This is a genomic window from Paenibacillus apis (assembly GCF_018333295.1).
Taxonomy (GTDB): domain Bacteria; phylum Bacillota; class Bacilli; order Paenibacillales; family Paenibacillaceae; genus Fontibacillus; species Fontibacillus antibioticophila.
This window is the reverse complement of sequence record NZ_BORS01000002.1, coordinates 83,164-109,972: the sequence shown is the minus strand read 5'-3', so window position 1 is coordinate 109,972 and position 26,809 is coordinate 83,164. Positions and strand designations below refer to the sequence as shown.

Below are 26,809 nucleotides of genomic sequence, written 5' to 3'. Positions count from 1 at the left end.
TTATCAAAGAAAATCAGCTTTAAAAGCGGAGAAAACAATTCTTTATTGTGTTAAGTTACCAATGAAGAAATAAACTCAAAAGGAGCTATAACATGAACAAGAAAAAGTATGTGCTTGTTGGAACCGGAGGCCGTGCGGAGTTTTTTTATTCTGCCATTGCCAAGCCATTCAGTGAGACTTCAGAGCTGGTTGCCTTTTGTGATATTAATCAGACACGGATGGACTATGCCAACCAGCTTCTTGAAGAAAAGTACAGCTATCCTAAGGTGCGGACCTACCTTGCAGGGCAGTTCGATGAGATGATTGAGGCCGAAAAGCCGGATGCAGTTATCGTAACCAGCGTGGATCGCACGCATCACAACTATATCATCCGGGCGATGGAGCTTGGCTGTGATGTCATTACGGAAAAGCCGATGACTGTAGATGAAGACAAATGTCAGGACATCCTTGATGCGGTTAAGCAAACGGGCCGCCAGGTAAGAGTCGCCTTTAATTATCGCTATGCGCCGCATCATACCAAAGCCCGCGAGCTCATCATGGATGGGGTGATCGGGGATGTGCATTCGATCCACTTTGAATGGCTGCTCAATACGATGCATGGTGCGGATTACTTCCGCCGCTGGCACCGGGACAAACGGAATAGCGGGGGACTGCTTGTTCACAAATCGACGCATCATTTCGATCTGGTCAACTTCTGGATTGGCTCGCAGCCGGATGAGGTATTTGCCTTTGGGGATTTGCTGTTCTATGGCAGGGAAAACGCTGAGCAGCGGGGAGTAACCAGCTTTTACGAGCGGGCCACAGGGAATCCCAACGCCAAGGACGATCCCTTCGCACTGCATTTGGATGAGAATCCGCACTTGAAGGCGATGTACCTGGATGCAGAGCATGAAGATGGCTACCGGCGCGACCAAAGTGTATTCGGCGACGGGATCAGCATTGAAGACACGATGGGCGTCATTGTTCGCTACAAGAATAAAGCGATTTTGACATATTCCTTGAATGCGTATATGCCATGGGAAGGCTACCGTATTGCCTTTAACGGCAGCAAAGGGCGAATGGAGATGACGATTGTGGAGCAATCATATGTCAACTCCGGGGGAGACAAAGCGCTGGAAGGTGCGCTGAAGGATAAGCGTATTTTAGTCTATCCGATGTGGAAGCCGCCTTATGAGGTTGAGGTTGAAGAAGGGGAAGGGGGCCATGGTGGAGGAGATCCGATTTTACTTCAAGATATGTTTGGTACTCCAGTTGTTGATCGATTTAACCGAGCTGCTAACCATGTAGATGGAGCAAGATCCATCCTTACAGGGATCGCGGCCAATCGTTCGATTCGAACAGGCCAGGCGGTCAGGGTGGATGATCTGGTCAAGTTTTAATTCGCTAACCCACAATTAATAATAGAAAACAGTCGTTTCATCACCGCCTGATACATTCCTTCGGGCGGTTTTTTTGTGTAAAAAAATGGTTGATAATGCACGCAGGGCGAAATATATTTAAATTAACTTGAAATAGTTCATATAAATTGAAATGAAAGCGAATTCAAACGGGAAAAGAGGGGCTTTGAGCAATGAAACGAATTCCGATGCTGCTTCAGCTGGCACTCATTCTGTTCTGCGTCATGGCGATTCCGTTGTCCATTCTGACCTGGTACAGCGGAGCGCAGATCCTGCGGAATTCCGAGCTTGAGATTGCGGAATCCGCGCTCGCAGGGCTGAATGCGAACCGGAAGCTGAATGAGAATGCGCTGAACAATCTGGCACAGGATGCCGTAAGGCTGTCTTCGACCCATATTTATGACCGGATCCGCAATTTCGAGACCTATGCCGAGCTTGGGGAGAATTATGGCAACATGAGCAGCGCCCTTACGGTGCTGAATGAATTGGTGAACCTGAACCACAGAGTCGATGGCGTGTACTCTACCTATTTTTATCTGGAGGGAGCGAACTACGTCATTTCCACGGACAAAGGGATTACGACGCTGGACAGATATGAGCCGATCGATTGGATCGAGCAGGCGCTGATCGGGAGGATAGGGATCGGAGGGATTTGGGTTCCTCGGGAATTAAGCTCGGGGACGAACGTAATCTCGTATGTGCTGCCGTTGAATCGTTTATCGACCACGACACGGGGCATGATCGTCGTCAATTTGCGGGAAAGCCAGATTGAGAGTTACCTGCGGTCGTCGGAGCCTGGTGAGCACGGATTTGTGCTTATGAGACGGGATGGCACGATCATTTCGCATGATGATAAAGGCCTATTGCTTACCAATGGGAGAGAGCTGCCATTTGTCGGAGAAATATTGGATCAAGGGATCAAGCAGGGGTACGCATTTCATGAGCAGAATGACAAGCGGTTGCTGTATGCCTGGTCCTTTTCAGAGCGGTACCGATGGTGGAATGTGAGTATGTCATCGATGGATGAGTTAATGAGCCAGACTCGCGCGATGCAGCGCAGTATTCTTCTGTTGACCGTCGTTATTTTCTTCGTCGGGACCTTGCTGTCCGTCCTTCTGGCCACCTGGCTGTCCAAGCCGGTGCGCAGGCTGGTTCACAGTGTTCGTGCACGCGGCAATCTGGGGATCTCGGGACGAAATGAGCTTGCGTTCCTCGATGCGGCATTTCGGCGGATGCAGGAGGAGGAGGAAGGCCTTCATTTGCTGCTGCGCCAGCGTGAACGGGATACGCGCAGCCTGGCCATTCATAACCTGCTGAAAGGCGAGGTTCCGGAGCAGGCTGTGAGCATGTTCCCCGAGCCTCACTGCCTGATCGCCATCGTCTCGATTGACCAATACCGGAATTATGTGCGCCAGGCGAATTCGGAAACCCGGAGCTATCACCGGTATCTTTTCAACGCCCAATGTGAGGGCTTATTTCCGGAAGGTATCCACGCTTATAGCGTTTATCAGGGCGAGGGCTATTTTGCGATGGTGATTAATTATGGCGAGGAAGAAGCCGGCCGGAATGGCGAAGGCATCCACGCTGCTCTTGCAGCAGTGAGGACCATGGCGGATCACATTTTCGGTCATACGGTGACGATCGGGGTAAGCAGTCCGTCTGCCTTAAATGGGAGTATTCCTGACCGGGCAGCTGAGGCCATGGAGATGATCAAGTACAGGATGATTGAAGGAAGCCGGGGAATTATTTTCTGGAGAGAGGCAACGGAACACAGCAGCAGGAAATACGTCTATCCATCGCTCAGCGAAAGGAGGATTCTCAATTTTCTAAACGCCGCTGATTCGGACAGCATCTATAAAGAGCTGGGTGTGATCCGGCAGGAAATTCTTTCGGCCGAATATATCTCTTACGATAATATCATGTACATCTATAACCAGCTGCTCAGCGTCACGATCAAGCATCTCAGAGAAAACAACATCAACACGGAACGGATATTCACGGGGCGGGGAAATATGTATTCCGCCATTGCTTCCTTGGATACGCTTGACGAGCTTGAGGAATACATGCGCGGCTTCTTCGGCGAGATTATCCAGTACCTCACACGGAATCAGGGTGAAGCAGGGCATGGCGAACGAATTGTCCGCTACCTGGAACAGCATTATTGCGAGGAAATCGTGTTCGAAAATATGGCCAAGGAAATCGGCATCAGTTATTCCTATATGCGGAGAATCGTATATGAACTTACGGGGAAAAGCCTGATCGATTACATCAATCAACTGCGAATTGAAAAGGCAAAGCAGCTCTTGCTGGAAACCCCGCTTACCATCGCCCAGATTGCTTCCGAAGTCGGGTACTACAATGTGCAGAGCTTCAACCGTTTTTTTCGCAAATATGAGGGCATGGCGCCAAGCAGCTACAGATCCGCCAAGACGAACACTTCGTGAATGAGATGAAGGTGCAGAGGCAGGCTGCCTAGTCGAAGTAGTCAATTTTGCTTATAGCCTTCAATATTGATTATGTTCACCCGCAAAATCCCCGTTCCATCAAGCAGCAATCAAAAATGACAAATAGAATCAAAACTCATGATTTACCGGTGCGAAAACGGAGGGTAAGATGAGACACAGCCTCCCCCATAGATCTCCACAATGATTCGGACGGGGTGAGGAAGCCCCAAGCGTTAGGAGGTGAGATTCTGAAACTTGAAAGCGCTTCAAAAGTTAAAAGTCCCTCAACTACCAGAGAGACACTAGTGAAGAGGCTCGCTTTTTATCTTCGTCGGGACCTTCAACTCTATTTGATGCTTCTGATCCCGATCGCTTTTGTGCTTGTATTCAAATACGCACCGATGTCTGGCCTTGTGCTGGCGTTCAAGAATTACAAAATCGCCCATGGCGTCTGGGGGAGCGAGTGGGTTGGATTCGAGGTGTTCAGGGAGCTGTTCGCCAAGCATGATTTTGGCCGCGCTGTCCGCAATACCTTGCTGCTGAACTGCCTTGATCTTGTCTTCAGCTTCACGATGCCGATCGTACTGGCCCTATTGCTAAATGAGGTAAGAAACATCCGATTCAAGCGGATCAACCAGACCCTGCTTTATTTGCCGCATTTTCTGTCCTGGATTATTATCGGCGCAATTGCTTATCAGCTGCTGAGCGAGGGCAATGGCGTGGTCAACAATGTCATCGCGATGATGGGCGGAAACCGGATTCCGTTTCTGCAGGAGGATGTCAACTGGCTGATCAGTTATCTGGCGATTGGCGTCTGGCAGAGTATGGGCTGGGGGACGATTATTTATCTTGCAGCGATCAGCGGGATCAACCCGGAGCTGTACGAGGCGGCAACCGTGGACGGCGCAGGACGCTGGCGGAAGGTATGGAATGTCTCCCTGCCGTCGATTCGCACGACCATCGTGACTTTGTTAATCATGAACCTGGGACGGGTCATGGAGGGCTCGTTCGAACGGATCTATGCGCTGCAAAATAAAGCCACAACAGAGTTTACGACGACGATTCCGGTGCTGGTGTACCGCTGGGGGATCGAGGGCGGGAACTTCAGCCGGGCCACGGCGCTCGGATTGTTCCAGTCCCTGATTGGAATCATGCTGGTGCTGTTGGCGGATCGTATCGCCAAAAAGCTTGGTGAAGACGGACTCTTATGAGAGGGAGTATTATAACTAAACCTAATCGAACTGATTTTGATTACAGCCCTTAAATTGAAAGTTCAAAAAGTTGGGTTTACAGGACCAAGAAGGTTGGATGAAGCTAGGGACTGAGTAGCGGAGCGTAGACAGATCTACGTGAGCAACGGAAGGCCCGGCTGAATTCAAGATTCGATGTCGAATGTACTCCTGGAACAGCTTCGTCCTGGGAAGATGACTTTTTGAACAACCTATCAAAGAAAGGAGGCGGGTTCTTGAAGTCTTTGGGCAATGTACTCACCGCGCATCGCAACAGACGCTTTGACATCTGGGATGTGCTGATTCATCTCACGCTGATCATCGCCTCGCTGGTATGCTTGCTGCCGTTCCTTCATGTCGTTGCCAAATCGCTGAGCTCAGACGCTTTTGTCATTGCGAACAAGGTGATTCTTCTGCCGCGCGGCTTCACATTTGAAGCCTACAGCAAGATTTTTGCCGATGCTAGTATTCTTCGTTCCCTCTATATATCGGTGATTGTGACGGTTGCATTCACCATACTAGGCATGATCATCACCGTCTGCGCGGCCTATCCTTTATCACGCAAGCAGCTTAAGGGGCGCACCGCATTGACGATGATCTTCATGATCACCTTGTATTTCAGCGGCGGCATTATTCCCGAATACATGCTGATGAATCAACTCGGCATGCTCGATACCTTGTGGGCGCTTATTCTGCCGCAGGCGTTCAGCGCGTTCAATTTCCTGATCATGAAGACCTCGATTTCAAGCAGTATTCCGGTAAGCCTTGAGGAGTCGGCAAGAATTGACGGCGCAGGCCATTTCCGCATCTTGTGGAGCATCGTCCTGCCGCTCTCCAAGCCGATTATTGCAACGTTATCGCTCTTTTATGCCGTTGGCCGCTGGAACGCGTATCAGGACGCTTTATTCTACATCAAGCAAGCGGTGGATCTTCGGCCGCTCCAGCTCAAATTGTATTATCTGGTCATTCAGGCCAGCGAGAGCTTCCAGTTGGAGGCGACGCAGGTTCAGCTCAGTAATCCCGAGGTTCTAAAGGCATCGTGTGTCGTGTTTGCAACGCTTCCGATCCTTTGCATTTATCCGTTTATCCAGAAGTATTTCGTCCAAGGCGTCTTACTGGGTGCAGTTAAGGAATAACTGAAGCAAGATCATTTGAAAAACGGGGGGAAAACGATGAACAAAAGTAAAATGTTCTCGATCGTCATGGCTTTGTTCGTAGCAATCAGTGTTCTGTCGGCATGTACAGGCAGTAACAATTCCAGCTCCAATTCGGATAACAGCTCTAAAAATTCGAATACGCCGACCGCCAACTCCGCTAACTCATCGGGAGATTATCAGGATTACTCGGGAGGATTTCCCGAGAAGGTCACGCTGGAAATCCCGGTCTACGAGCGTGCGTTCGAAGGCTGGAATGTCACCGATAACTACTATACCCGCTGGGTTCAGCAGGAGTTCGGAGATAAGTACAACATCGATGTTAAATATGTTCCGATTACCCGCACGAGCGAGGTTACGGACTATGAACAATTGCTTGCTTCGCACAAGGCGCCAGACATTATTTTTCACTATGACATGCCGCAAGCACTGGCCTATTACGGAGAAGAAGTGATGCAAGAGCTTGATTATGACGAAATTGCTTACTATGCCCCGACTTATTGGAAAAATATGAGTTCAACCATAGAGAAATACGGTAGTGTGGACGGAAACAAAGTCTTCTTCTTTGCCAATCGCCCTTCTGCGGATAACTTCACGACACTCGTTCGGAAGGACTGGGTAGAGCAGGCCGGGATGAAAGTCGAGGACTTGACGTCTTTGGAGAAATTTAACGAGATGCTGGCAAAATGGAAGGAAGCGGGTCTCGGCGTTGGCGGCGGCAACTTGCTGCAAAACAACTATAATTTCAACTATGCCTTCCGGGACTGGCCGATTGATGGAAAAGAACGGGCGCTGTATTCTGACCTTAGTGTGGCCGACCTGACGTCTCCGGCAACGGAACGCTATCTTCGCAATCTGAACTATCAGTACAACAACGGAATGATCGATAAGGAATTTTATTTGCGCAATGATGAGGCAAAGACAAAAGCGGAGTTCGTAGCCGGCAAGACCGGAACATTCGCCTTCTATCTTACGAGCAATACAGACGTTATATCCGCTACGCTCGTCAACAATCCGGATGCCGAGTTCGCTGTGCTGCCTCCGGCGGCGAGCGTTCCGGAAGGCTTCCAGCCTCAGGGACGCGCCTACTGGCCCTTCGGCTTCATTATGGGCATAAATTACGAATCCTCGGCCGAGGAACGGAGGGCAGTATGGATGTATCTCGAATGGATGAGCCAGCCGGATAATCTCTTCTTCCTGCAAAATGGTGTCGAGGGCCAGAATTACACGCTCGACAGTGATGGCATCGCTGTGAAGGCAGCCGATTTTGCGGGTGAATCGAAGCTGTCCAATAACAACAACAAGGATTATTGGGGACTAGTCACGGAGATGGCAGAATACGCCAGCCCGGAATTGACGCGGAAATCGTATATCCGCAACTGGGCGCCTCCAGGATACGAATATCTGGCCGAGGATATGCTGAAGTACTATGATGAGACGGCAGAATACCGCACGCCGGACGCCTTGTTTACTATCGTTCTTGAGAAAGTTAACGAATACAAGGCCGACCTGAACTCGTTGTTCCAGGAGCTGTATGTCAAGTGTGTTCTGTCTCCGGAAGGAGAGTTCGATGCGACCTACGAAGCAGCCAAGAAGACTTATCTCAACGCGGGTTACCAGGAGATTCTCGACGAGAAGCAGAAAGCGATCGACGCGGGACAGTACAATTAATCCGGGAGGGTGAATAGTTTGAAGCTAACAGCGGTTCCGTCCGACCTGAAACCAATCGCCGGACGCGTGGTGGACTATATCTTCGGCATGGATCTGACCTGGGACTGGCCGGGAGGGGTTGCCTTTTACGGAGTCAGCTCGATCTTCGAAGCTACCGGGGAACAGGCTTATCTCGAACGGATGGCGGAATGGTGCGATGAGTACATTGAGGCAGGGCTTCCGATCTGGAACGTGAACACCTGCGCGATGGGACATATGCTGCTTACCTTGTATGAACACACGCAAGACCAGAAGTATCTCGATCTGATTTTAAGCAAGATCGATTACATCCAGAATAAGGCCCCTCGATTCGGAGAACGGGTGCTTCAGCATACGGTGTCCGCCAAGAATGATTTTCCGGAGCAGTGCTGGGCCGATACGCTGTTTATGGCCGCCTATTTCATGCTGCGCACCGGTGTGATGCTGGGAGAGAAGCCGCTGATTGAAGATGCTCTGCACCAATTTTATTGGCATATCCATTATTTGCAGGACGAGGACTCCGGACTTTGGTATCATGGCTACAACAATATCAGGAAGGATCATATGTCCGGGATCTACTGGGCTCGCGCCAATGCTTGGGCAGCCTATACGATGTCCCGGGCGGCAAGGGTGGTGCCGGAAGGCTACCTCTATCCGCCGATGATGCATATATGGAGTTCCTTGCGGGATCAACTCGCGGCGATTAAAAAACTGCAGAAGGATAACGGCCTCTGGGGAACCGTTCTTGATGCTCCTGAGGCCTACGGTGAAGTGTCAGCGACGGCAGGAATAGCGGCGGCTATGCTCATGCAGGGCAATCCCCTCCATGCAAAATATGTGCAGAAAGCGCTGGATGGCGTGCTGGATAACATTGCAGCGAATGGCCGCGTGCTGAATGTCTCCGGCGGAACCGCCGTGATGAAGGATGTCGAGGACTATCTTGCAGTGGACCGCAAATGGGCCCAGGGCTGGGGACAGGGACTCACATTGGCGCTGCTGGCGGCGGCAATTCAAGTTGGCGAATGATTGATGAAGGATACTCGATACTTGTTGCTTATAAGTTGAACTATAAAATTACGTAGAAAGGGTATAAGTGTGAAAGTGTGCTGTAGAAGCGTAAGCGTTCGCCTTTGTGAGTGGATTTCTACCTTATACTATCTTAATTCAATTAGAGAAATCCGCGAACAACAGCGATCGTAAGCACACTTCACACGTTGCCCTCAAAACGTAAAATTAAATGAGGGAGGGAGGCGGAGGGATGATACGAAAAGCTTCACTGATGAAGGTCTACGAGGACTGTCATGATGAATATCATAAGCGTCACAATGAGCTTTGGCCCGAGATGAGAGAGATGCTTCTCGCTCACGGAGTTATTAGTTATTCGATTTTTTTAGATGAACCTACAAGCACTTTGTTTGCCTATTTAGAGCTTGAGGACGAAGCTCTTTGGAACCAGGCTGCCGATACGAGGATTTGCAGAAAGTGGTGGGATAGCATGAAGGATATCATGGAGACGCATGCTGACCACCGTCCTGTAAGCCGTGATTTGAAAGAGGTGTTCTTTCTGGAGAGAAAGTCTGAGGAATAGCAGCTAAGTGATAGAGTGGCCAGTCTCCTCAATAGAGCGAAATTCTAAGCGTCTGCTATAAAAATTCAACAGGCTCTGAAGCGGTTAGGCATTCCAGCCGCTTCGGAGCCTGCTTCTTTTACTAGAATTTAAGTCGGACGGCTGCTCATCCGAGCGGCCTGCGCTTGGGAAGAAGCGTACAAATCGGCAATCAACCGCATGGTTTTGATTCCTTCCTCAGCATGAACCGGAAAGCGCGTCCCGCTGCGGACATGATCGTAGAAATCCTCGATCAATAGCTGATGACTGATGCCCCAATAGGATTTGCCCGTAATCAGTCCTTGCTCGTCCAAGGTTGCGGGAGGCTCGCACAGCAGCGTCTCGCTGCCGTGCTGGACGAGGTGCAGGCAATCGTTCCGCTGCCGGAGCACCCCCTGCTCGAATACAAGCTCGAGCTCGACCGGAGAATTGGAGACATAGGCGTTCGTAGCATAAAATAATCCCCGTGCTCCGTTGGTAAACCGGATATGAGCATGCGCCGTATCCTCGACCTCTATCGTATCGCCCAGGGCATCGGTGCTTGCGCTGCCTTCAATGGAAGCTACCTCGCCGCCGAACCATTGCAGCAGGTCGAGGGTATGAATCGCCTGGTTAATCAGCACACCGCCGCCTTCGGTCGCCCAGCTCCCCCGCCAAGGGCTGGAGGTATAATACGAAGGCTCGCGGCTCCAGGTGACGATTCCTTTAAGGCCAAGCAGACGCCCCAGTGTTCCCTTGTCGATCATTTCCCGTATGGCCCGGGATGAGGCATTATAACGGTTTTGAAAGGTAATCCCCAGCTGAGCCGAGCTCTGGCTTGCCTCCCGAAGTAAGGCCTCTGCAGCGGGGAGATGATGAGCCAACGGCTTTTCCGTAAGAACATGCTTGCCGGACCGGAGCAAATCGATCGCCATCCCGGCATGGAGATGATGGGGCGTGCATAGATGCACAACCTGAATATCCTGCCGATTCAGCAGCGTTTGAAAATCGCTGGCTGCCTCACAATGATATTTCTCAGCGGCCTGTGCGGCTCTGACCGGATCAATGTCTACGATCAGCTTCAGATGCACTCCGTTCAATTTGGCGAGACTTTCGGCATGAACGGTGGATATCGCACCAGCGCCGACAATGGCCGCACCGATCGGATCTCTCATGATGCATCCTTCCTGTCTATAGAGATGTGGTGAGATGAAGAGCCTGGTTCTGTGCCTTCAGACAGAGCTCTGCAGCTTTGAAGGCATGCTCCTGGGTCATCGCATGCTCGGTCCGGTGGATGCAATCTAGGATCAGCTCTCCGAAATATGGAAATCCGATCTGCCCGCGAACGGAGAAATGCTGTTCGCCATCCTTGTTGACCAGATAGACATGATCCCCCTGCCGATCCCGGGCAATGTCGGTATATTTTCTCAGCTCGATGTAGCCATCCGTTCCCATAATGAACGTCCGGCCGTCTCCCCAGGTGCTTAACCCGTCCGGCGTAAACCAGTCCACCCGGAAGTACTGGGTCGCTCCGTTATCCCCGACGAGTGTCGCGTCACCGTAATCCTCCAGCTCGGGGTATTCGGCATGGTTATAGTTCGCGACCTTGCTGTGCACGACCTCTGCATCCTTGCAGCCGGAGTAGAACAGGAATTGCTCGATCTGATGGCTCCCGATGTCGCAAAGAATACCGCCGTACTTCTCCTTTTCAAAGAACCAGGAGGGTCTGGAGGGGGCGTTCAGCCGGTGCGGTCCAAATCCGGTGATTTGCAGCACTCGACCAATGGCGCCTTGCTGAATCAGTTGTCCTGCGTAAACCGCAGATTCCACATGCAGGCGTTCGCTATAGTATACGGCATATTTTCGTCCGGTCTCTTGAACCTTCCGGCGGGCGGCCTCCAATTGCTCCAGGCTGGTGAACGGCGCCTTGTCCGTAAAGTAATCCTTCCCGGCATCCATCACCCGAAGCCCCAATGGACCGCGTTCAGACGGAATCGCAGCGGAGGCAACAAGCCGAACCTCTGGGTCCTGAAGAATTTGTTCCAGACTGTCGGCAGGAGCTGCCTGCGGATACGATTTCAAAAATGCCTGCACTTTGGCCGGGTCCGGATCATACACCCATTTCAAGGTCGCTCCGGCCTCGATCAATCCGCCAGTCATGCCGTAAATATGTCCATGATCCAGCGCAGCGGCTGCAAATATGAACTCGCCCGCTTGCACGACTTGATTCGGCCGGCCCTTTGGCGCGTAGTTCATTCCGTCGCTGGTCTGAAAAGATTCAACTTGTCCGTTAGCTTCTGATGGCATTGATAGTCGTCCTCCTTAAATTCGCTCATGAATGAATTCGGCAAATTGCCGAAGCATAGCTCTGGAATTCCATGTACCGCTGAAGTCCTCGATGCCGAGATAGCCGTCGTAGTGAACGGACTTCAAATCCGCCAGCAGCCGGCCGAAATCGACGATCCCGTTATGCAAGGAGGCCCATTCGCAGCGCCATTCGGCCGTTCCGTCCTTGAGCTTGCCGGTTTCTTTCCAGGCGGCGTTCTTGATATGAACATGAGCAAGATAAGGACCAAGCAGTTCCAGTCCCATCTTGAATTGCTCGTAGCCTTCATACACCATGTTACCAGGGTCAAATAAAACGCCGATCAGGTCGGGATCGCAATGGCTGACAAGCCGATGGGCCAGGCCGGCGCTGGGGGCGATGGTGAAATGATGCGTCTCCACGACCCCTTTGACGCCGTATTGCTTGGCAAGCCGCTCGGCTTCCTTCAGATAGCGGACCGTCTTGTCATAGAGCACGGGATAAGGCGTCCCGTCGCCATATCCGGCGGCTCCGACGCGAATCATCTTCGCGCCCAGCAGACGAGCAGCGTGGAAAGCTTGCTCCGTCTCCTCCAGTCCAAGGTGATTCAAGTAGGGGGTAACACTGACCATTTCCAGGCCTGCTGCTTCGGTAAGGTGCTTGAAGCGCAGCAGCTCCTCGTCCGGGAGAGACGGGTCAATCGAACATAGATTGTTGCGCCAGTAGGATGGCGCTTCTCCGGCTGCATCGGCCGGAATCTCCTTGTATCGCCATTCCACGCCGTGGAGTCCTGCTTCCCGAGCCGCCTGAACCAGTTCCTCCGGTGTAAGATCCGGTGTCGCTACGGTAAATACGGACAATTTCATCGCTGGTTGAGCCTCCTTGAAATCGCTTGGTATAAAAACTCAGAGCCTAATGCGTGCCCGAAACATCGAGCGTTTTGCCGTCTCCGTTTACTTTTCGGAAGGTTGAGGCTTCGATCTTCTCTTGCAGCTTGGCGTGGTACAAGTCCTCATCAAGCGGCAGCTCCACCCAATCCTCGGTCCAGGACGACAAATGCATGGCGTTGGACAGCGTCAATCCGTGAATGCCGTCCTTTCCCGGAGCCAGCAACGGCTCGCCGTGAAGAATGGCGTTCGTGAAATTCCGTAAAATTCCTTTATGCTGCGAGCCTTCCCCTTCATGGATGGGAATATCACATTTCCAGCATTCGGGCTGGCCGAAGCCGCCAGTGAATTCCGCGTTGAACTGAGGCTCGGGCACCCGCAGCCGCCAGAACGTCAGCTTGCCGTCCTCGATAACGATTTTTCCGTTATCTCCGGTCAGCTCATAGCGATTCGTTCCGGGCGCTTCGCCGGTAGTGGTCACGAACAGCCCTGTGGCGCCGTTGCTATATTCAACATAAGCGGTGACGTCATCCTCGACTTCGATGTTCCGATATTTTCCGAAGTGGCAGAACGCACGAACCCGAGCCGGCATCATCCCGGTCGTCCACTGCCAGAGGTCAAGCTGATGCGGATCCTGATTGAGCAGCACGCCGCCGCCTTCTCCGGCCCAGGTGGCGCGCCAGCCGCCGGAATCGTAATAGCTCTGCGACCGGTACCAGTTCGTAATAATCCAATTCGTCCGGCGAATCTCGCCGAGCTCCCCGGATAACACCAGCTCGCGCAGCTTGGCATAGAGCGGATTGGTCCGCTGGTTGTACATAATGCCGAACAGCTTGTCTGAGGCTTCAGCCGCGCGGTTCATCTCCCGGACTGCCTTGGTATAGACGCCAGCCGGCTTTTCAATCAACACATGGTAACCGCTCTCAAAAGCTTGTACCGCAAGGGTGGGATGATCATAGTGAGGCGTTGCAATCAAAACCGCATCCATCGCGCGAGACGCGAAGAAATCATCGGGATTGCCAAATACAAGCACTTGGTCAGGGAGGTGCTCATGTGCCCATTCCAGCCGTTTGGGGTTTGTATCGCATACAGCAGTCAGCTCTGCTCCCTGAATATCTTGAACCAGGCTTAACGCATGGGAAGAGCCCATATTACCGATGCCGATGATGCCAAACCGTACTTTGTTCATATTGCTACCTGCCTTTCTTCTTGCGTTCATCCTTACTTATCGCTTTTAGCTTAGCTTGAATATGGAGGAAAGAGAATGACAAGGATTAAGCGTATTTTGCACAAAATTAAGGTGAATATGATAAATTTCTCTGTCGTGTTACAATCAAGGGAGAAGAAAATCCATGATGGAGAGGATTGGGAAAGATGATGAATGAAATGGAGCTTCAGGCCGGGAGAATGCCCGAAAGCTTGACTGTGACGGTAACGCACGCGCAACTGAAAACCGGTTTTCCCGGCTGGAACCGGACGGAGCAGTCCCCAAGCTTTAATCGGCTGTATTTCATTCCTCAAGGGGAAGGCTCTGTCATAATCAATGGCGAGACCTATTACCCGCGTCCCAATCAATTGATGATCATGCCGGCGGGGTCCAGTCAAACGACGTTTACGAATCCGGACAATCCGTATTCAAGATATTTTTGCCATTTCGATGCCCAGGTGGGAGGCTGGCCGCTGTTTCATGCGGGAAGCAAGCTCTATATCAGCAGTGTCCGCAACCCGGAGCAGGTTCGTCTGACGTTTGAGGAGATGATCCGCCAATTTCAGAGCGGCGGCCCTTTCGCCGGGCTGCGGATGCAGGCCTGTCTGCTCAACCTGCTTGCCTGCTGTCTGGAGGAGGGGGGATATCACGATTATTTGAAGGATTACATGCAAATGACGGAAAGAAACAAGCTGGGCAAAGTGCTGGCGTATATTCAGGAGCATCTGTGCGAGCCGATCGAGATCGAAGCGCTGGCCCATCTCGTCCATTTGCATCCAAACTATTTCATTCCTTATTTCAAAAAAATCATGGGCGTTACCCCTATGCATTACGTGCAGCAAAAGCGGATGGAGGAAGCCAAGCGGCTCTTGACCTTCACGGACTCCAGCATTGCCGATATTGCCGAGCAACTGGGCATGCAGCTGGCGCATTTCTCCCGCCAGTTCAAGTGCCACGCGGGGATATCGCCAACCTCTTATCGGGCTTGTACGCGATGAGCCGTTGCTCTGAAGCATCAAGGGGCTTATCAAGACCCTTTATATTTTCCCGGGGTAACTCCCTCATACTTCTTAAAGCTGCGTATCAGCGCATTGCTGTTCAAATACCCGACTTTGACAGCCGCTTCGGAAATATTGAGCTTTTCGTCCCTTAATAACACTTTTGCTTTCTCCAGCCTCACCTTATTGATGTAATCCGGCAGGGTTTCTCCGGTTTGTTCTTTGAAGAGCCTGGACATATAGCTTGGAGTAATTCCCAGATGATCTGCAATCATCGCTACATTTAAGGTAACTTCTCCATAGTGGTTGTTAACAAACTGGATGATATTCCTGCTCATTTCATAAAAACGATTGCCTGTCTTTGATTGTATGCGCTTACATACCAACGATAGTATATTCGTAATTTCCGTCTGGAGCTCCGCTACGGTTTCACACTCAAACAGCTTCTCTACCGGCTCGTCAGCAGCGATTTCTTTTACTGTTTTTACGACTGTACTTGCAAGGTCAAGCATAAAGTACCTTGTCATTTCCGCAGTGGGAGCGCCGTCCATAAAGTTCGAGCGAATAATGTCATCAAGCAATTGCTTTCCTTTTTCGAACTCTCCGGTTTTGATGCAATTCACTAATTTTTGTTCCTTTTCAAGAGGATAGAAATAATCTCTGACATTATATTTCAGACTTTGGAAGCTGATGATCTTTCCGTTGCCGGCTATCAGCTTGTAATCATGGGCTTCTATGGCTTCCTGATAGGCTTCCTGCATGCCGCGGATTCCCGTGTGCGCATCACTGATGGAAGCTGTGAGGCTCAGATCGTAATATTTGCCAAAAAAGCCTTGCAGCTCTTCGATAATGCTTGCCAATTCCTGCACAGGATCCACCGCTTCAGAAGCTTGTAGATTCACTAGGAATACTATTTTTTCATCAATCTCTGTAACAAAGCTCTTATAGCCTTGACCCAAGAGCTCCTCAAAAACATTGGTGATCACAAAGCTGGGAAGCTTCGACTTCGCTTCAAAATCGTCCCCCACCTCTAAGGGGATCAGCTTGCCCTGATCTTCAATGGATAGGAGCACGACGATAAAGTCATCGGAAATAAACTGCATGTCAAGCGCGTAAAACGCATTATGATGGACGGATATGTGACCAAACTTCCCTTTTAAGAGCTTTTGCAGAAAATCCGCTCTCACCACGCTGCTTTGCTGCTTAAGCTTCAGGTTTATTTTTTCCTTTTCTTGAAGCGCATCCTGAATGGCCTCATAAATAAACTGATATTCATTGCTCGATCTGTCATAAGAGCTCTTGATCTTCCCGTTCTGGACAATGCGGATCAGATTACGCACCGGATTATAATTGCGCCAGGCAAGTAACACGGATATAGCTCCTCCAAAAAGCAAACACAGCACAATGCTCGCAATCATTAATTTTTCGGTAAACTCACTTTTTTCCATCACAATATCTCGCCGGACAATGGAAACATACTTTAGCTTGGATACATCGGACTCCGAATAGGAAATAATCAACGAATCCTTCCCTCGTCCCTTCACCAGGATGTTGTCGTTGCGGTCAAGCTCGCCCGTCTGCAGAATATCCGATAAAGGAAAAGAAGCTGTCGACGTGAGAATGTTGTTATCATTGTCTAGGATAAAGATACCCCCGTACTGGGCCAGTTGGATATTCTGGATCATTTCCGCAAATCTCTCCGGATTAAACTTGATGACGACCGTGGCAAGCGGCTTCTCCGAATTCGTTATGGGGATTGAACGCATGTAGGCAAGCGCCTCGGAATCCTCCATGGAGCTGGTCTTATCGCTCATGGAGATATATCTGCCGCTGTATGCATGCTGCAGAGTATCTATCCACTGCTCGTACCTTAAATCATTAGTGACCAGAATAGGGTACATAAAATTGCTCCTTGAAGCTGCCGTTGAAGAAATCACACCATCCAGGTTTTTAAAGTACACATAAAAATCATCTATGTAGCCATTCGCGATATTCATTCTTTTGAATTCCTTCACGATCTGAGAAACCTCATACTGTCTGCTATTCCAGTTGTTGTCCTGCGAAGCGGCCAGTAATTGAATGCCCGGATTGAAGGCGATATCAAAGCTTAACCGCTCGGCATCCTTTAAAATGTTGTCCATATTCAACTGGACTTGCTTCAGCATAGCCAGATTCGCCCTGTTGGTTTCCTGCTCAATGGTCCTTACAGTGACAAGATAAACGATCCCGGTAAAAGTGATAGGAATTAACAGAATCAATATATAGGATAAAATTTGAGTAAAGATGATGCTATTTCTAGTGTTCAACACGCTCTTTACGTTCATGGATCCCCCTCATTATTATAATTGTTGAGTTCCTCAAGTCAGGGATTATCGATGTTGGAGAGTCTGCGTTTCTCAATAGTATACTACAATACACTGCCGCGGGAAGCAGACATCCTCTGGTGTTGCCCCGTTTTTTGTTTTTTGATGATGATTTTCCCAAATTCAATATTGGCTTTTGGCATTTTGAGTATGTATTCAGCCGGATGGAGATTGCTCTGCAGCTCGCTGAAATACTACACTTGCCCTAGCAATTGTAATTGACATGAGACGGGGAAGCTTGCAGTCGGATTATAATTGCGTGTAACAACAAAATGAACGTAAGGGGAGAAGAGATGTTGAAACGTAATCAGTTGAAGAGTAAGAAGCTATTTACCAAGCTTGCCACGGGGTTCCTTCTGCTAGCGCTTTTGTCATCTGCGCTGACAGGATGCGGAGGAGAGGAGAAAGGGGCGGAGCCGGCGAATTCGACGAATTCGAACTCGACGGCGGCGGATACCGCTGTAACATTGCCTTTTAAGGAAACGGTTACATTTCGCGTCTGGGATCCTCTGATGAGCACGGCTCTTCCTATCATGAAGAATTATGCCGAGTCGGAGCTGAATAAAGAGCTGGAGAGAAGACTGAATGTGAGGATTGAGTATATTCATCCTACAGAAGGCTCGGCGAAGGAGCAGTTTAATCTGATGCTTACCTCCGGCGACATCCCGGATTTTATTGTGGGCACCTTTGGAGATTATCCGGGGGGAAGGGAAAAGGCCTTCGAGGATGGGATACTGATTGACATAAAGAATGAAATTCCCAAGTATGCGCCGGATCTGGCGAAAATTTATGAAGCCTATCCCGATCTGTTAATGGATGTAGAGACAGAGGAAGGGAGACAGTTCGGTGTTCCGTTCCTCAAAGGTGACGAGAGTATCTACACTTTCTTCGGCGGCTTTCTGCGCAAGGATTGGTTGACGGAGCTGGGGCTGGAAGTGCCGGAAACCATTGACGAATTGTATACGGTATTGAAGGCCTTCAAAGAACAGAAGGGGGCGACTGCGCCCTTTACCGGAACTGTCGGAAATATTAAAGGAATGTACTTTACCGGAGCCTGGGGAATTAACCAGGATTACTTCATTGAGGATGGTAAAGTCGTATACGGCTCTATTGATCCAAGGTTTAAAGAGTACACCAAAACCATGGTGAAATGGTATAAGGAGGGTCTCTTGGACCCCGAGCTGGCTACGAATAATACCAAAACCATCGATGCTAAAATCACCGGCAATCAAGCGGGCGCAACCGTGGGGAATACCGGCTCCGGTCTTGGCAAATACCTGCCGCTGATGAAGAACAAGGATCCTGAATTTGACTTGGTCGCTATGCCGTATCCCGTGCTTAATAAGGGGGATTTCAATCCTTTTATGGCGAAGGATGGACCTACTGTTAACAATGGAGCCTGGAATATTACCACCGCATGCGAGAATCTTCCGGAGGCGCTGGCATTCCTGAACTATGGATATACGAAGGAAGGCTCTATGCTCTATAACTTCGGAATTGAGGGCGTAAGCTATACGATGGAGGACGGGTATCCGAAATATACGGACTTGGTTACTAACAATCCCAACGGACAGCCGATTGCAACTATGGGGCAGTACTATACCCGTGCGTTCAAGGACGGTCCCTTCGTACAGGACAAGAGATATTTTGAGCAGTATATGGCGCTGCCTCAGCAGCAAGAGTCATTGAAGACCTGGACCAAATATGCCAAGCAGGTTACTCAAGCCAATAAGAACTATAGAGGTACCTTGACTCCGGATGAGGTTTCACAGACGACTACCAAGCAGAATGAAATTAACACCTATAAGGATGAAATGTTCCTGAAGTGGCTTATGGGAAAAGAGGACGTGGATGCGACTTGGGATAAATATGTGGAGCAAATCCAAAGGCTGGGTATTGACGACATCATCCAGGTTAGGCAGGCTGCCTATGACCGGTTCATTGAAAAATTCCCGCAGGCCTTAAATCCGAAATCGTTTAATATCAGCGACATCTTTGAGAAATAGCATGAATGAAATGGGGGAAGAAATTCCCCCATCTCTCAATACGGGGAGGTTCCGATAGTGCCAGAATTAAAGCTGCAGCCGCAGCATTTGATATATAAAAAGCCAAGCCTCATGCAAGCCATAAAAAAAGATTATAAAAAAAATAAGTGGCTGATATTGATGGCTTTGCCCGTCGTAGCCTGGTATATCCTGTTTCACTACGTCCCGATGTACGGGGTCATTATCGCGTTCAAACAATTTAGCCCGATAAAAGGAATCTGGGACAGCGCCTGGGTAGGACTAAGACATTTTCAAGACTTTTTTAGCAGTATTTCCGCATGGAGGGTCATCCGAAATACCTTGTTGATCAATTTCTATCAGCTCCTCTTTGCCTTTCCAGCCCCCATTATTCTGGCGTTATTGCTTAATGAAATCAAAAGCAAATATTTTAAAAAGACAATTCAAACAGTTACCTATTTACCGCATTTTGTCTCAACCGTGGTGATCTGCGGGATGATTATCGATTTCTTCGCAAAAAGCGGTCTGATTAATGATATTGTTGCTTATTTTGGAGGCTCCCGGACGATCTTCCTTGTTGAAGCGGGATGGTTCAGGACCATTTATGTAGGCACCGGCATTTGGCAGGGCGTAGGCTGGGGCTCGATTATCTATCTTGCATCCCTTACCGCAATCGACACGGAGCTCTATGAGGCGGTAACCATCGACGGAGCCGGCAGATGGAAGCAGTTCGTCCATATCACGCTCCCGGGAATCGCCCCCACAATCGTGATCCTGTTAATAATGAATATTGGCCATATGATGAGCGAGGGATATGAGAAGGTCATCCTGCTCTATAATCCCAGCACCTATGAAACAGCGGATATCATTTCATCCTTTGTGTATCGGCGTGGATTGGTGGAGGCAAATTACAGCTTCAGTGCGGCGGTGGGACTTTTTAACTCTATCGTGAATCTGACTTTAATCGTCACAGCGAACTATGTTAGCCGGAAGGTCAACGAAACCAGTCTTTGGTAGGGAGTGGAAGGTATGGTTGTCAGAAAGACAGTGGGGGATTATATTTTCGATTCGTTAAATGTCATAATATTGGCGGCATTGGCCGTGATAACGGCTTATCCGTTTATTTATGTGGTGTTTGCATCTTTGAGCAGTGCTGATGAGCTTACAGCCCATAGCGGCTTGCTTCTGAAGCCGTTAAACTTCAGCCTGGAGGCTTATAAGGCTGTACTGGAGAATCCCATCATTTATTCCGGATATATGAATACGCTCTTTATTGTCGTGGTGGGAACGACCTACAATATCATAATGACCTCTATGGGCGCTTTTGTTCTTTCCAGGAAGGATTTCTTCTGGAGGAAGCTGATTACCTTTATGATCGTGTTCACCATGTTTTTCGGCGGCGGGCTGATTCCCAATTTCCTGTTGGTCAAGAATCTCGGTTTAATGGACTCTTTATGGGCCTTGATCATTCCCGGAGCCATCGGAACCTGGAATCTGATCATTATGAGAACGGCGTTTCAGGGAATACCGAGCGGGCTGGTAGAATCTGCTCATATCGATGGCGCTAATGATTTTGTCATCCTGTTCCGAATTATTTTGCCGCTGGCGCTGCCAACCATTGCCGTGATGGTGCTGTATTATGGGGTAGGCCACTGGAATTCATGGTTCGGGGCCATGATTTATTTGAGAGATAGAGAACTATGGCCGTTGCAGCTGGTGCTTAGAGAGATTCTGATCTCCAACAGTACGGATGAAATGATGTCCGGAGCAGTAGCTCAGGACAGGGCGGCTATCGGCGAAACCATAAAATATGCAACAATTATGGTTGCTACACTCCCGATCCTGCTGGTCTATCCGTTCCTGCAGAAATATTTTGTTAAGGGAGTCATGGTCGGAGCGCTCAAAGGGTAAACATGGAGAGGCTCTTCGGCTTTAAGAAATGAACAAGGCTGCCTAAACGGGCGGCCTTGTTGTTTGAGTGGTGCGCTGGATTTTAATTCTTCGCGTCAAAAGCCGCAACCGAATCGGGATGTGTGAAAATATAAGGGGTGGCCGGCTGCTCTACGGATCTGATCTGATCGACCGTAATTTGCAGCCGCTCTTCGCCGTTCACATTCCCCACTCCGATAGTCCCCTCCAGCTCTATCCATGCATCCTCCTCCAATGCGGACACCTCATCTCCGCGTGCCAAGACGCCGAACGGAACCGCATCCGCCGTGCAGCACATGACCAGAAAGCGGGTCAATGCGAAGCTGTCCGGGGGCATATCCTCCTCTCGAAAGACAAAGCCTTGCAGAACGATCTTTTTATCCGCAAAATGCTCTTTATACATATCGATGGAACCAATCGTCTCCGAGAAAATCAGCGGATCAACCTGGATAACAGGGAGCGTATACAGCCTTTTAGCTAATTCAGAAAATTCTACGCTATATATATCCCGGGGAATAAACATCTCGTCCAATGTGCTTAAGGCCGGGACCAGGGGGGCGGTCGGTTTCGCCTTATGCTCGAGCTCCGGATCGGGGAAGGAATAGACAATGCCCTTCTTCGCCGCCATATCGCTCCCGAGCGCCTGATCCGGAAGCAGCAGGCCGAACAGCAGGGGGATGGCGAACATGCCGTATACGCCGGTGCTTTTCAGCAGACCGCCCGGGAGCGGGTGCTCACAATCGCAGATTTGGGCGGAGTCCCCCATCATTGCATGCCATAGCATGCCGAAGGCGATGAAGAGCAGCGGAATCGGACAGAGCAGCAGCAGCCTCTGCATATGGGGCGCCAAGTAGTAATGCAGCGCATCGGAATTATTCAAGCCCATGATATAGAACGCAAGGCAGCATAACAGAATGGCGCGAACGAAGTAATGGCTGCGGTGCTTCAAGCTGAAGCTGTCCATCATGTGATCACTCCTTTCCTTTTAAAGAATCATATTTACGGTGACTGAACCGGCAAATACTAGCACGATGATCAACAGGCTCAGACCGATCACAAATTTAGGCTTAAATGTGGCAAAGAGCATGAGCAGGCTTTTGAAATCAAGCATGGGGCCCAGCACCAGAAAGGAAAGAAGCGGTCCGGCGGTCAGCACATGGGAAAAGGCGGAAGCCACGAAGGCATCCGAGGTGGAGCAAAGCGACAGGATGAAGGCAAAGCCCATCATCAGCGCATAGGAGGATATCGGTCCATTACCCAGTGCAAGGAGCTCATCCCTCGGGATCGTCGTCTGAATGACAGCTGTCAGAAACGTGCCTAGCACGACGTATTTGCTCATTTCGAATAACTCGTCCCCGGCGTGGGTGAAAAAGCTGTTCCAGGTTTTGGGATGCTGATGGGCTTCCGCCCCCGCACCTTGTGTCCCGAATTCCTGCAGGGAACGCTTGAGCGGATTGCGTCGGCATAGACTGTATATGATCAGGCCGATCAGTGCGGCGACGACAAAGGCAAGTCCCATTCGGCCGTAAACAATCTCGGAATGCGAGCGGAACGCCATCATCGTGGCGGCGAAGACGACCGGATTGAGAATCGGGCCGCTGAGAATGAAGGTTACCGCAATATGAGCGGGCAGTCCCTTCAGCATAAGCCTGCGGACGACGGGAATCATCCCGCATTCACAAATGGGGAGAACAATGCCCAGCAAGGCGGCGAATACGACGCCGATTACGGGATTTTTCGGACACCAGCGGGCAATCCACTCGTCCTTAACGAACAGTTGGAGCAAGGAGGACAGGAACACGCCCATCAGAATGAACGGGAAGGCCTCCAGAAAGATGCCGATAAAGATCGTTTTCAACTGCTGCCATTGCGGGTGAGCGAAGAGGGCGGCACCGTGCTGCGGCCAGACTGCGACGACCGGGATTAGAAAGACGATGAGCAGGAAGAAGGGCAGCGTTTTGTAGAACGTCGAAGCTCTCATCAATGGCCTCCTGTAATAGAGTTGTAGTTGTACTATTTTATGCATTGACTATGAATAAATAACTATCATTTGGGATGTTGACAAGCTTCTAGGAGGTCGATATAATCTATTCAGAATTAATCGTATTTATTACGATTAAAATATGAGATTGGGACGGAGGATTCCTATGAAGTCTAATAAAAAGAAAATTGCTAGAAAGAGGACGATCTTTTATTTAACGTGGGTATTATCTATATTCATTTTCCTGGCAGGTTGTGGATCAAGTTCTCCTTCACAACTTCATTCGGCCGATTCTCTGGGGACGGAAACGGTCAAAGAGGATTTGATATTGGCCGTGGGCAAGACCGATATCGGTATGTTTGATCCCAAAAAAGGCTGGGGAACGCATGCTCAGATTCGTTTGACACACAGCTCGTTGTTGACAATCGATTCCGATCTGAACTTCATCGGCGACCTTGCCGAGTCCTATACCGTTAGCGAGGATGCTTTAACATGGACTTTTCCGTTGCGGGACGATGTTAAGTTTTCAAATGGGGAGCTTGTTACTGCGGAGGACGTGAAATTTACATATGAGATGCTTAAGGAAGACGGCATTAAGTTTGACTTGTCATTTGTCGAATCGATAGAAGCCTTGCCTGAGGATAATACCGTCATAATCAGGCTTTTGGAACCTCGTTCTACCTTCGTAAGCCAGCTTACGGAGATCGGCATCGTGCCTGAAGCTCATTATGATGACAGCTACTCGCAAAATCCGATCGGTTCCGGTCCATACCAGGTTGTCCAGTACGACGACGGGCAGCAAATTATTATGGAGTACAATCCCTATTGGTACGGAAAAGAACCCCAGTTCAAAAAGCTGACTCTGCTTCTTCTTGAGGAAGATGCCGCGCTTGCGGCTGCTAAGGCCGGGCAAGCGGATATTGTATACGTTCCGCCGACGTTTGCGGAGCAAAAGGTAAACGGCATGCAGCTCCTCGCCTTCGAAAGCATTGATTCCCGCGGAATCATGCTGCCGACGGTGCCTAGCGGCGGGAAAGGCAGAACCAACGATAAAGAAGTGGATGCCGGCAATGATGTCACCTCCGATCTCGCGATCCGCCAGGCGCTTAATATCGGGCTGGACCGCCAGATGCTTCTGGATGTGGCATTGGACGGATACGGTCAAAAGGCTTATTGCTTATGTGATGGTTTGCCTTGGTTTAATGAAGAAACCGTCATTGAAGACGGCGACATCGAAGCGGCGAAAAAAATACTGTCCGATGGCGGATGGGTTGATACGGACCGAGATGGAATCGTGGAAAAGAATGGACTCAAGGCGGAGTTTGATATGTACTTCAGCTCCAGTGACCAGCTTCGCAGTGATCTGTCTCTTGCCGTTGCGGACCAAGCGACTGAATTCGGTATAAAAATCAATTTGATCGGGGCTACCTGGGATGAGATCTACCTTAAAGGCAAAACTGGGGCGGTCGCTTGGGGAGGAGGACGTCACCATCCTCATCAGCTGTACACGATGAATTCCTCCGAGGTGATCGACACGGGCTATAACAATATGTCCAATTATAAAAATCCTAAGGTGGATGAGTATTTGAAAAAGGCACTCAATGCGGTTACGCAGGAAGAGGCCAATAAATACTGGAAGCTTGCACAGTGGGATGGAGAGACCGGCTTTAGCGGCATTGGCGATGCGCCGATTGTCTGGCTCTTGCGCGTCGATCACTTATACCTGGCGAATGAGAAGCTGAATCTCGGCAAACAGCCGATCCATTCCCATGGGCACGAGTGGGCACTGTTCGGCAATATCACCGAGTGGACTTGGGGTAATTGACCGTGGCAAAAAGTATCGTGATTCGCCTGGTTCGCGTCGTAACCTTATTGATCGGATTATCCATCCTGACTTTTTCTTTGATTCAGCTCTCGCCGATGGACCCAGTCAATGCCTATGTCGGAGGAGACAGTTCGGCATCACCGGAGCAAATTGAGAAGTTCAAGGAATATTGGGGAACAGATAAAGGTCTTGTAGAGCAGTATTTATCCTGGGCCGGGGCGCTGCTTAAAGGCGACTTTGGAACCTCCTTGTTGTACCGCACCCCGGTCGTTGACATTATTCAAAGCCGGTTTTTAACATCGCTGGCCTTAATGGGTACAGCCTGGATTTTATCGGGAGTTATCGGATACGCACTCGGCATGCTCGCTGCTATGAACAGGGGAAGGCTCATCGATAAAATAATCAAATGGTACAGTTACACCTTGGTATCCACGCCCGTTTTCTGGATGGGCTTAATTCTTCTGATCGTTTTTGCTGTCTGGTTAAGATGGCTTCCCGTAGGCTTGGCTGTTCCGGCCGGCGTTTTGGAGAGCGAAGTGCATTTTATAGACCGGGTCCGTCATTTTGTGTTGCCGGCACTAGCCTTAAGCATCTTGGGCGTAGCCAATGTGGCGATGCATACGCGCGAGAAGATGATAGACATTCTGAATACGGAATATATCATCTTTGCCAAGGCAAGAGGGGAAAGTAAATGGCAAATTTTCAAACATCACGGCTTTCGTAATTCGATTCTTCCCGCTATATCCTTACAGTTTGCCTATTTTGGCGAGCTGTTCGGGGGCTCCATGCTGGCTGAGCAGGTATTCGCCTATCCAGGACTCGGCAGCACCTTGACCACAGCCGGGTTAAAGGGAGACCTCCCTTTAATGGTGGGCATTATTTTGGTCAGCTCCTTATTCGTATTTGCCGGAAATCTTATAGCCGATATATTAAACAACGTGATTGATCCCCGGACAAAGGAGGCGAGCTAAATGCCGAGCTTACAGGAAGGTTTCAATGCTAGAAAAAGAATGCTGTTGCTCATGGCGGGTTCTTTCGGCTTTTTATTGGTTGTTCTGATCCTCAGCTTTGGCCTTAGCAATGATCATCTCCGCCTGGGCGCCGGGGGGAAAAACCTTGCCCCCAGCCTTGAGCATTGGTTCGGGACGGACTGGCTGGGTCGGGATATGTTTACGAGAACGATCAAGGGTTTGCGTCTGTCTCTGGCGGTAGGTGCATTTACTTCATTGATCAGTGTTCTGATAGCCACTGTCCTAGGCATATGCGCAGCAACCTTCGGTAAAGCGGTGGATACGGTCATTTCCTGGCTCATCGATTTGTTTATTGGCATGCCTCACCTTGTGTTTATGGTGTTGATCTGCTTTATCGTAGGGGGAGGTGTCCAGGGGATTGTGCTTGGCATTTCGCTCACGCATTGGACTGCGCTTGCGAGAGTTGTTCGCTCCGAGGTGCTTCAGATTAAAACGGCCGAGTACATTCAAGTGTCCAAGGGCTTGGGGAGATCTGCATGGTTTATCGCAAGAAAACATATTATGCCGGCAGTTTTCCCGCAAATCATGATCGGCTTTCTTCTGATGTTTCCACATGTAATTTTGCATGAAGCCGCGCTGACTTTCCTGGGGTTCGGGCTTTCTCCCCAAACGCCGGCCATCGGCATTATTTTGTCGGAAGCGATGAACCATATTTCAACAGGAAAATGGTGGTTGGTCGTGTTCCCGGGCTTGCTGTTAGTCGTCGTTATTAAAAGCTTTGACAGCATTGGAGAACAGTTTCGCATTTTGATGGAGCCTTCCAGCTCCAATGAATAGGGAGG

The 26,809-nt window shown here is 49.9% G+C and carries 21 protein-coding genes; 14 read left to right on the top strand and 7 right to left on the bottom strand.

The window, feature by feature from the left end; all coding sequences use genetic code 11:
- Window positions 1-92: 92 nt before the first annotated feature.
- From KI362_RS03140 to rhaM, 7 genes are all read left to right on the top strand, one after another.
- On the top strand, window positions 93-1,379 hold the full coding sequence (locus tag KI362_RS03140; protein WP_301624815.1) for a Gfo/Idh/MocA family protein: 1,287 nt from the start codon (window positions 93-95) through the stop codon (window positions 1,377-1,379).
- Between the two features lie 191 nt (window positions 1,380-1,570).
- Complete coding sequence (locus tag KI362_RS03135; RefSeq protein WP_301624814.1) at window positions 1,571-3,841, top strand: AraC family transcriptional regulator; 2,271 nt, start codon at window positions 1,571-1,573, stop codon at window positions 3,839-3,841.
- A gap of 305 nt (window positions 3,842-4,146) precedes the next feature.
- Window positions 4,147-5,052, top strand: a complete 906-nt coding sequence (locus KI362_RS03130; RefSeq protein WP_301624813.1) for an ABC transporter permease — start codon at window positions 4,147-4,149, stop codon at window positions 5,050-5,052.
- A 254-nt stretch (window positions 5,053-5,306) separates the two neighbouring features.
- Window positions 5,307-6,206 (top strand): carbohydrate ABC transporter permease, encoded by a 900-nt coding sequence (locus KI362_RS03125; protein ID WP_301624811.1) that lies wholly within the window; start codon window positions 5,307-5,309, stop codon window positions 6,204-6,206.
- Window positions 6,207-6,242: 36 nt separating this feature from the next.
- A complete protein-coding gene (locus KI362_RS03120) occupies window positions 6,243-7,895 on the top strand; it encodes an ABC transporter substrate-binding protein (RefSeq protein WP_301624809.1) in 1,653 nt (550 codons plus the stop codon).
- Between the two features lie 18 nt (window positions 7,896-7,913).
- The gene (locus tag KI362_RS03115) at window positions 7,914-8,939 is read left to right on the top strand and encodes a glycoside hydrolase family 88/105 protein (RefSeq protein ID WP_374705615.1); all 1,026 of its coding nucleotides are present in this window, start codon (window positions 7,914-7,916) and stop codon (window positions 8,937-8,939) included.
- 232 nt (window positions 8,940-9,171) lie between these two features.
- Window positions 9,172-9,501, top strand: coding sequence for an L-rhamnose mutarotase (gene rhaM / locus KI362_RS03110; RefSeq protein WP_301624807.1), 330 nt, complete (start codon window positions 9,172-9,174; stop codon window positions 9,499-9,501).
- A gap of 128 nt (window positions 9,502-9,629) precedes the next feature.
- Here rhaM and KI362_RS03105 read toward each other — a convergent pair whose 3' ends face one another.
- From KI362_RS03105 to KI362_RS03090, 4 genes are read right to left on the bottom strand one after another with little or no spacing between them, the layout of a single operon-like run.
- Window positions 9,630-10,673 (bottom strand): Gfo/Idh/MocA family protein, encoded by a 1,044-nt coding sequence (locus KI362_RS03105; RefSeq protein ID WP_301624806.1) that lies wholly within the window; start codon window positions 10,671-10,673, stop codon window positions 9,630-9,632.
- Window positions 10,674-10,689: 16 nt separating this feature from the next.
- Window positions 10,690-11,805 carry a Gfo/Idh/MocA family protein gene (locus KI362_RS03100; protein WP_301624804.1) on the bottom strand — a complete coding sequence of 372 codons (1,116 nt, stop codon included), beginning with the start codon at window positions 11,803-11,805 and terminating at the stop codon, window positions 10,690-10,692.
- 15 nt (window positions 11,806-11,820) lie between these two features.
- Window positions 11,821-12,669, bottom strand: coding sequence for a sugar phosphate isomerase/epimerase family protein (locus KI362_RS03095; protein ID WP_301624802.1), 849 nt, complete (start codon window positions 12,667-12,669; stop codon window positions 11,821-11,823).
- A gap of 46 nt (window positions 12,670-12,715) precedes the next feature.
- Window positions 12,716-13,879, bottom strand: coding sequence for a Gfo/Idh/MocA family protein (locus tag KI362_RS03090; protein ID WP_301624800.1), 1,164 nt, complete (start codon window positions 13,877-13,879; stop codon window positions 12,716-12,718).
- A gap of 185 nt (window positions 13,880-14,064) precedes the next feature.
- Between KI362_RS03090 and KI362_RS03085 the strand changes: the two genes are divergently transcribed.
- On the top strand, window positions 14,065-14,895 hold the full coding sequence (locus tag KI362_RS03085) for an AraC family transcriptional regulator (RefSeq protein WP_306432809.1): 831 nt from the start codon (window positions 14,065-14,067) through the stop codon (window positions 14,893-14,895).
- A 29-nt stretch (window positions 14,896-14,924) separates the two neighbouring features.
- On the opposite strand, the gene KI362_RS03080 is transcribed toward KI362_RS03085, so the two are convergent.
- Window positions 14,925-17,219: a helix-turn-helix domain-containing protein gene (locus KI362_RS03080; RefSeq protein ID WP_301624799.1), complete on the bottom strand. Its 2,295-nt coding sequence runs from the start codon at window positions 17,217-17,219 to the stop codon at window positions 14,925-14,927.
- A gap of 332 nt (window positions 17,220-17,551) precedes the next feature.
- Between KI362_RS03080 and KI362_RS03075 the strand changes: the two genes are divergently transcribed.
- From KI362_RS03075 to KI362_RS03065, 3 genes are all read left to right on the top strand, one after another.
- Window positions 17,552-19,264: an extracellular solute-binding protein gene (locus tag KI362_RS03075; protein ID WP_301624798.1), complete on the top strand. Its 1,713-nt coding sequence runs from the start codon at window positions 17,552-17,554 to the stop codon at window positions 19,262-19,264.
- A gap of 111 nt (window positions 19,265-19,375) precedes the next feature.
- Window positions 19,376-20,278, top strand: a complete 903-nt coding sequence (locus KI362_RS03070) for an ABC transporter permease (protein ID WP_301625226.1) — start codon at window positions 19,376-19,378, stop codon at window positions 20,276-20,278.
- Between the two features lie 12 nt (window positions 20,279-20,290).
- Window positions 20,291-21,172, top strand: coding sequence for a carbohydrate ABC transporter permease (locus KI362_RS03065; RefSeq protein ID WP_301624797.1), 882 nt, complete (start codon window positions 20,291-20,293; stop codon window positions 21,170-21,172).
- Between the two features lie 82 nt (window positions 21,173-21,254).
- Here KI362_RS03065 and KI362_RS03060 read toward each other — a convergent pair whose 3' ends face one another.
- Both KI362_RS03060 and KI362_RS03055 read right to left on the bottom strand, forming a co-directional pair.
- Window positions 21,255-22,157, bottom strand: a complete 903-nt coding sequence (locus tag KI362_RS03060; RefSeq protein WP_301624796.1) for a TIGR03943 family putative permease subunit — start codon at window positions 22,155-22,157, stop codon at window positions 21,255-21,257.
- An 18-nt stretch (window positions 22,158-22,175) separates the two neighbouring features.
- Window positions 22,176-23,171, bottom strand: a complete 996-nt coding sequence (locus KI362_RS03055) for a permease (protein WP_301624795.1) — start codon at window positions 23,169-23,171, stop codon at window positions 22,176-22,178.
- A 334-nt stretch (window positions 23,172-23,505) separates the two neighbouring features.
- Between KI362_RS03055 and KI362_RS03050 the strand changes: the two genes are divergently transcribed.
- The 3 genes from KI362_RS03050 to KI362_RS03040 are packed head-to-tail and all read left to right on the top strand — an operon-like array spanning window position 23,506 to window position 26,804.
- Window positions 23,506-24,996 (top strand): ABC transporter substrate-binding protein, encoded by a 1,491-nt coding sequence (locus KI362_RS03050; RefSeq protein WP_301624794.1) that lies wholly within the window; start codon window positions 23,506-23,508, stop codon window positions 24,994-24,996.
- 2 nt (window positions 24,997-24,998) lie between these two features.
- On the top strand, window positions 24,999-25,967 hold the full coding sequence (locus KI362_RS03045) for an ABC transporter permease (RefSeq protein ID WP_301624792.1): 969 nt from the start codon (window positions 24,999-25,001) through the stop codon (window positions 25,965-25,967).
- The gene (locus KI362_RS03040) at window positions 25,968-26,804 is read left to right on the top strand and encodes an ABC transporter permease (protein ID WP_044478053.1); all 837 of its coding nucleotides are present in this window, start codon (window positions 25,968-25,970) and stop codon (window positions 26,802-26,804) included.
- Window positions 26,805-26,809 lie beyond the last annotated feature (5 nt).

Bases quoted from the DNA above. Each gene is read 5' to 3' on its own strand.
- KI362_RS03070 (WP_301625226.1), top strand. From the start codon at position 19,376: ATGCAAGCCATAAAAAAAGATTATAAAAAAAATAAGTGGCTGATATTG.
- KI362_RS03105 (WP_301624806.1), bottom strand. From the start codon at position 10,673: ATGAGAGATCCGATCGGTGCGGCCATTGTCGGCGCTGGTGCGATATCC.
- KI362_RS03095 (WP_301624802.1), bottom strand. From the start codon at position 12,669: ATGAAATTGTCCGTATTTACCGTAGCGACACCGGATCTTACACCGGAG.
- rhaM (WP_301624807.1), top strand. From the start codon at position 9,172: ATGATACGAAAAGCTTCACTGATGAAGGTCTACGAGGACTGTCATGAT.
- KI362_RS03135 (WP_301624814.1), top strand. From the start codon at position 1,571: ATGAAACGAATTCCGATGCTGCTTCAGCTGGCACTCATTCTGTTCTGC.
- KI362_RS03075 (WP_301624798.1), top strand. From the start codon at position 17,552: ATGTTGAAACGTAATCAGTTGAAGAGTAAGAAGCTATTTACCAAGCTT.
- KI362_RS03140 (WP_301624815.1), top strand. From the start codon at position 93: ATGAACAAGAAAAAGTATGTGCTTGTTGGAACCGGAGGCCGTGCGGAG.
- KI362_RS03040 (WP_044478053.1), top strand. From the start codon at position 25,968: ATGCCGAGCTTACAGGAAGGTTTCAATGCTAGAAAAAGAATGCTGTTG.
- KI362_RS03085 (WP_306432809.1), top strand. From the start codon at position 14,065: ATGATGAATGAAATGGAGCTTCAGGCCGGGAGAATGCCCGAAAGCTTG.
- KI362_RS03100 (WP_301624804.1), bottom strand. From the start codon at position 11,805: ATGCCATCAGAAGCTAACGGACAAGTTGAATCTTTTCAGACCAGCGAC.
- KI362_RS03080 (WP_301624799.1), bottom strand. From the start codon at position 17,219: ATGAACGTAAAGAGCGTGTTGAACACTAGAAATAGCATCATCTTTACT.
- KI362_RS03090 (WP_301624800.1), bottom strand. From the start codon at position 13,879: ATGAACAAAGTACGGTTTGGCATCATCGGCATCGGTAATATGGGCTCT.
- KI362_RS03055 (WP_301624795.1), bottom strand. From the start codon at position 23,171: ATGAGAGCTTCGACGTTCTACAAAACGCTGCCCTTCTTCCTGCTCATC.
- KI362_RS03120 (WP_301624809.1), top strand. From the start codon at position 6,243: ATGAACAAAAGTAAAATGTTCTCGATCGTCATGGCTTTGTTCGTAGCA.
- KI362_RS03060 (WP_301624796.1), bottom strand. From the start codon at position 22,157: ATGATGGACAGCTTCAGCTTGAAGCACCGCAGCCATTACTTCGTTCGC.
- KI362_RS03065 (WP_301624797.1), top strand. From the start codon at position 20,291: ATGGTTGTCAGAAAGACAGTGGGGGATTATATTTTCGATTCGTTAAAT.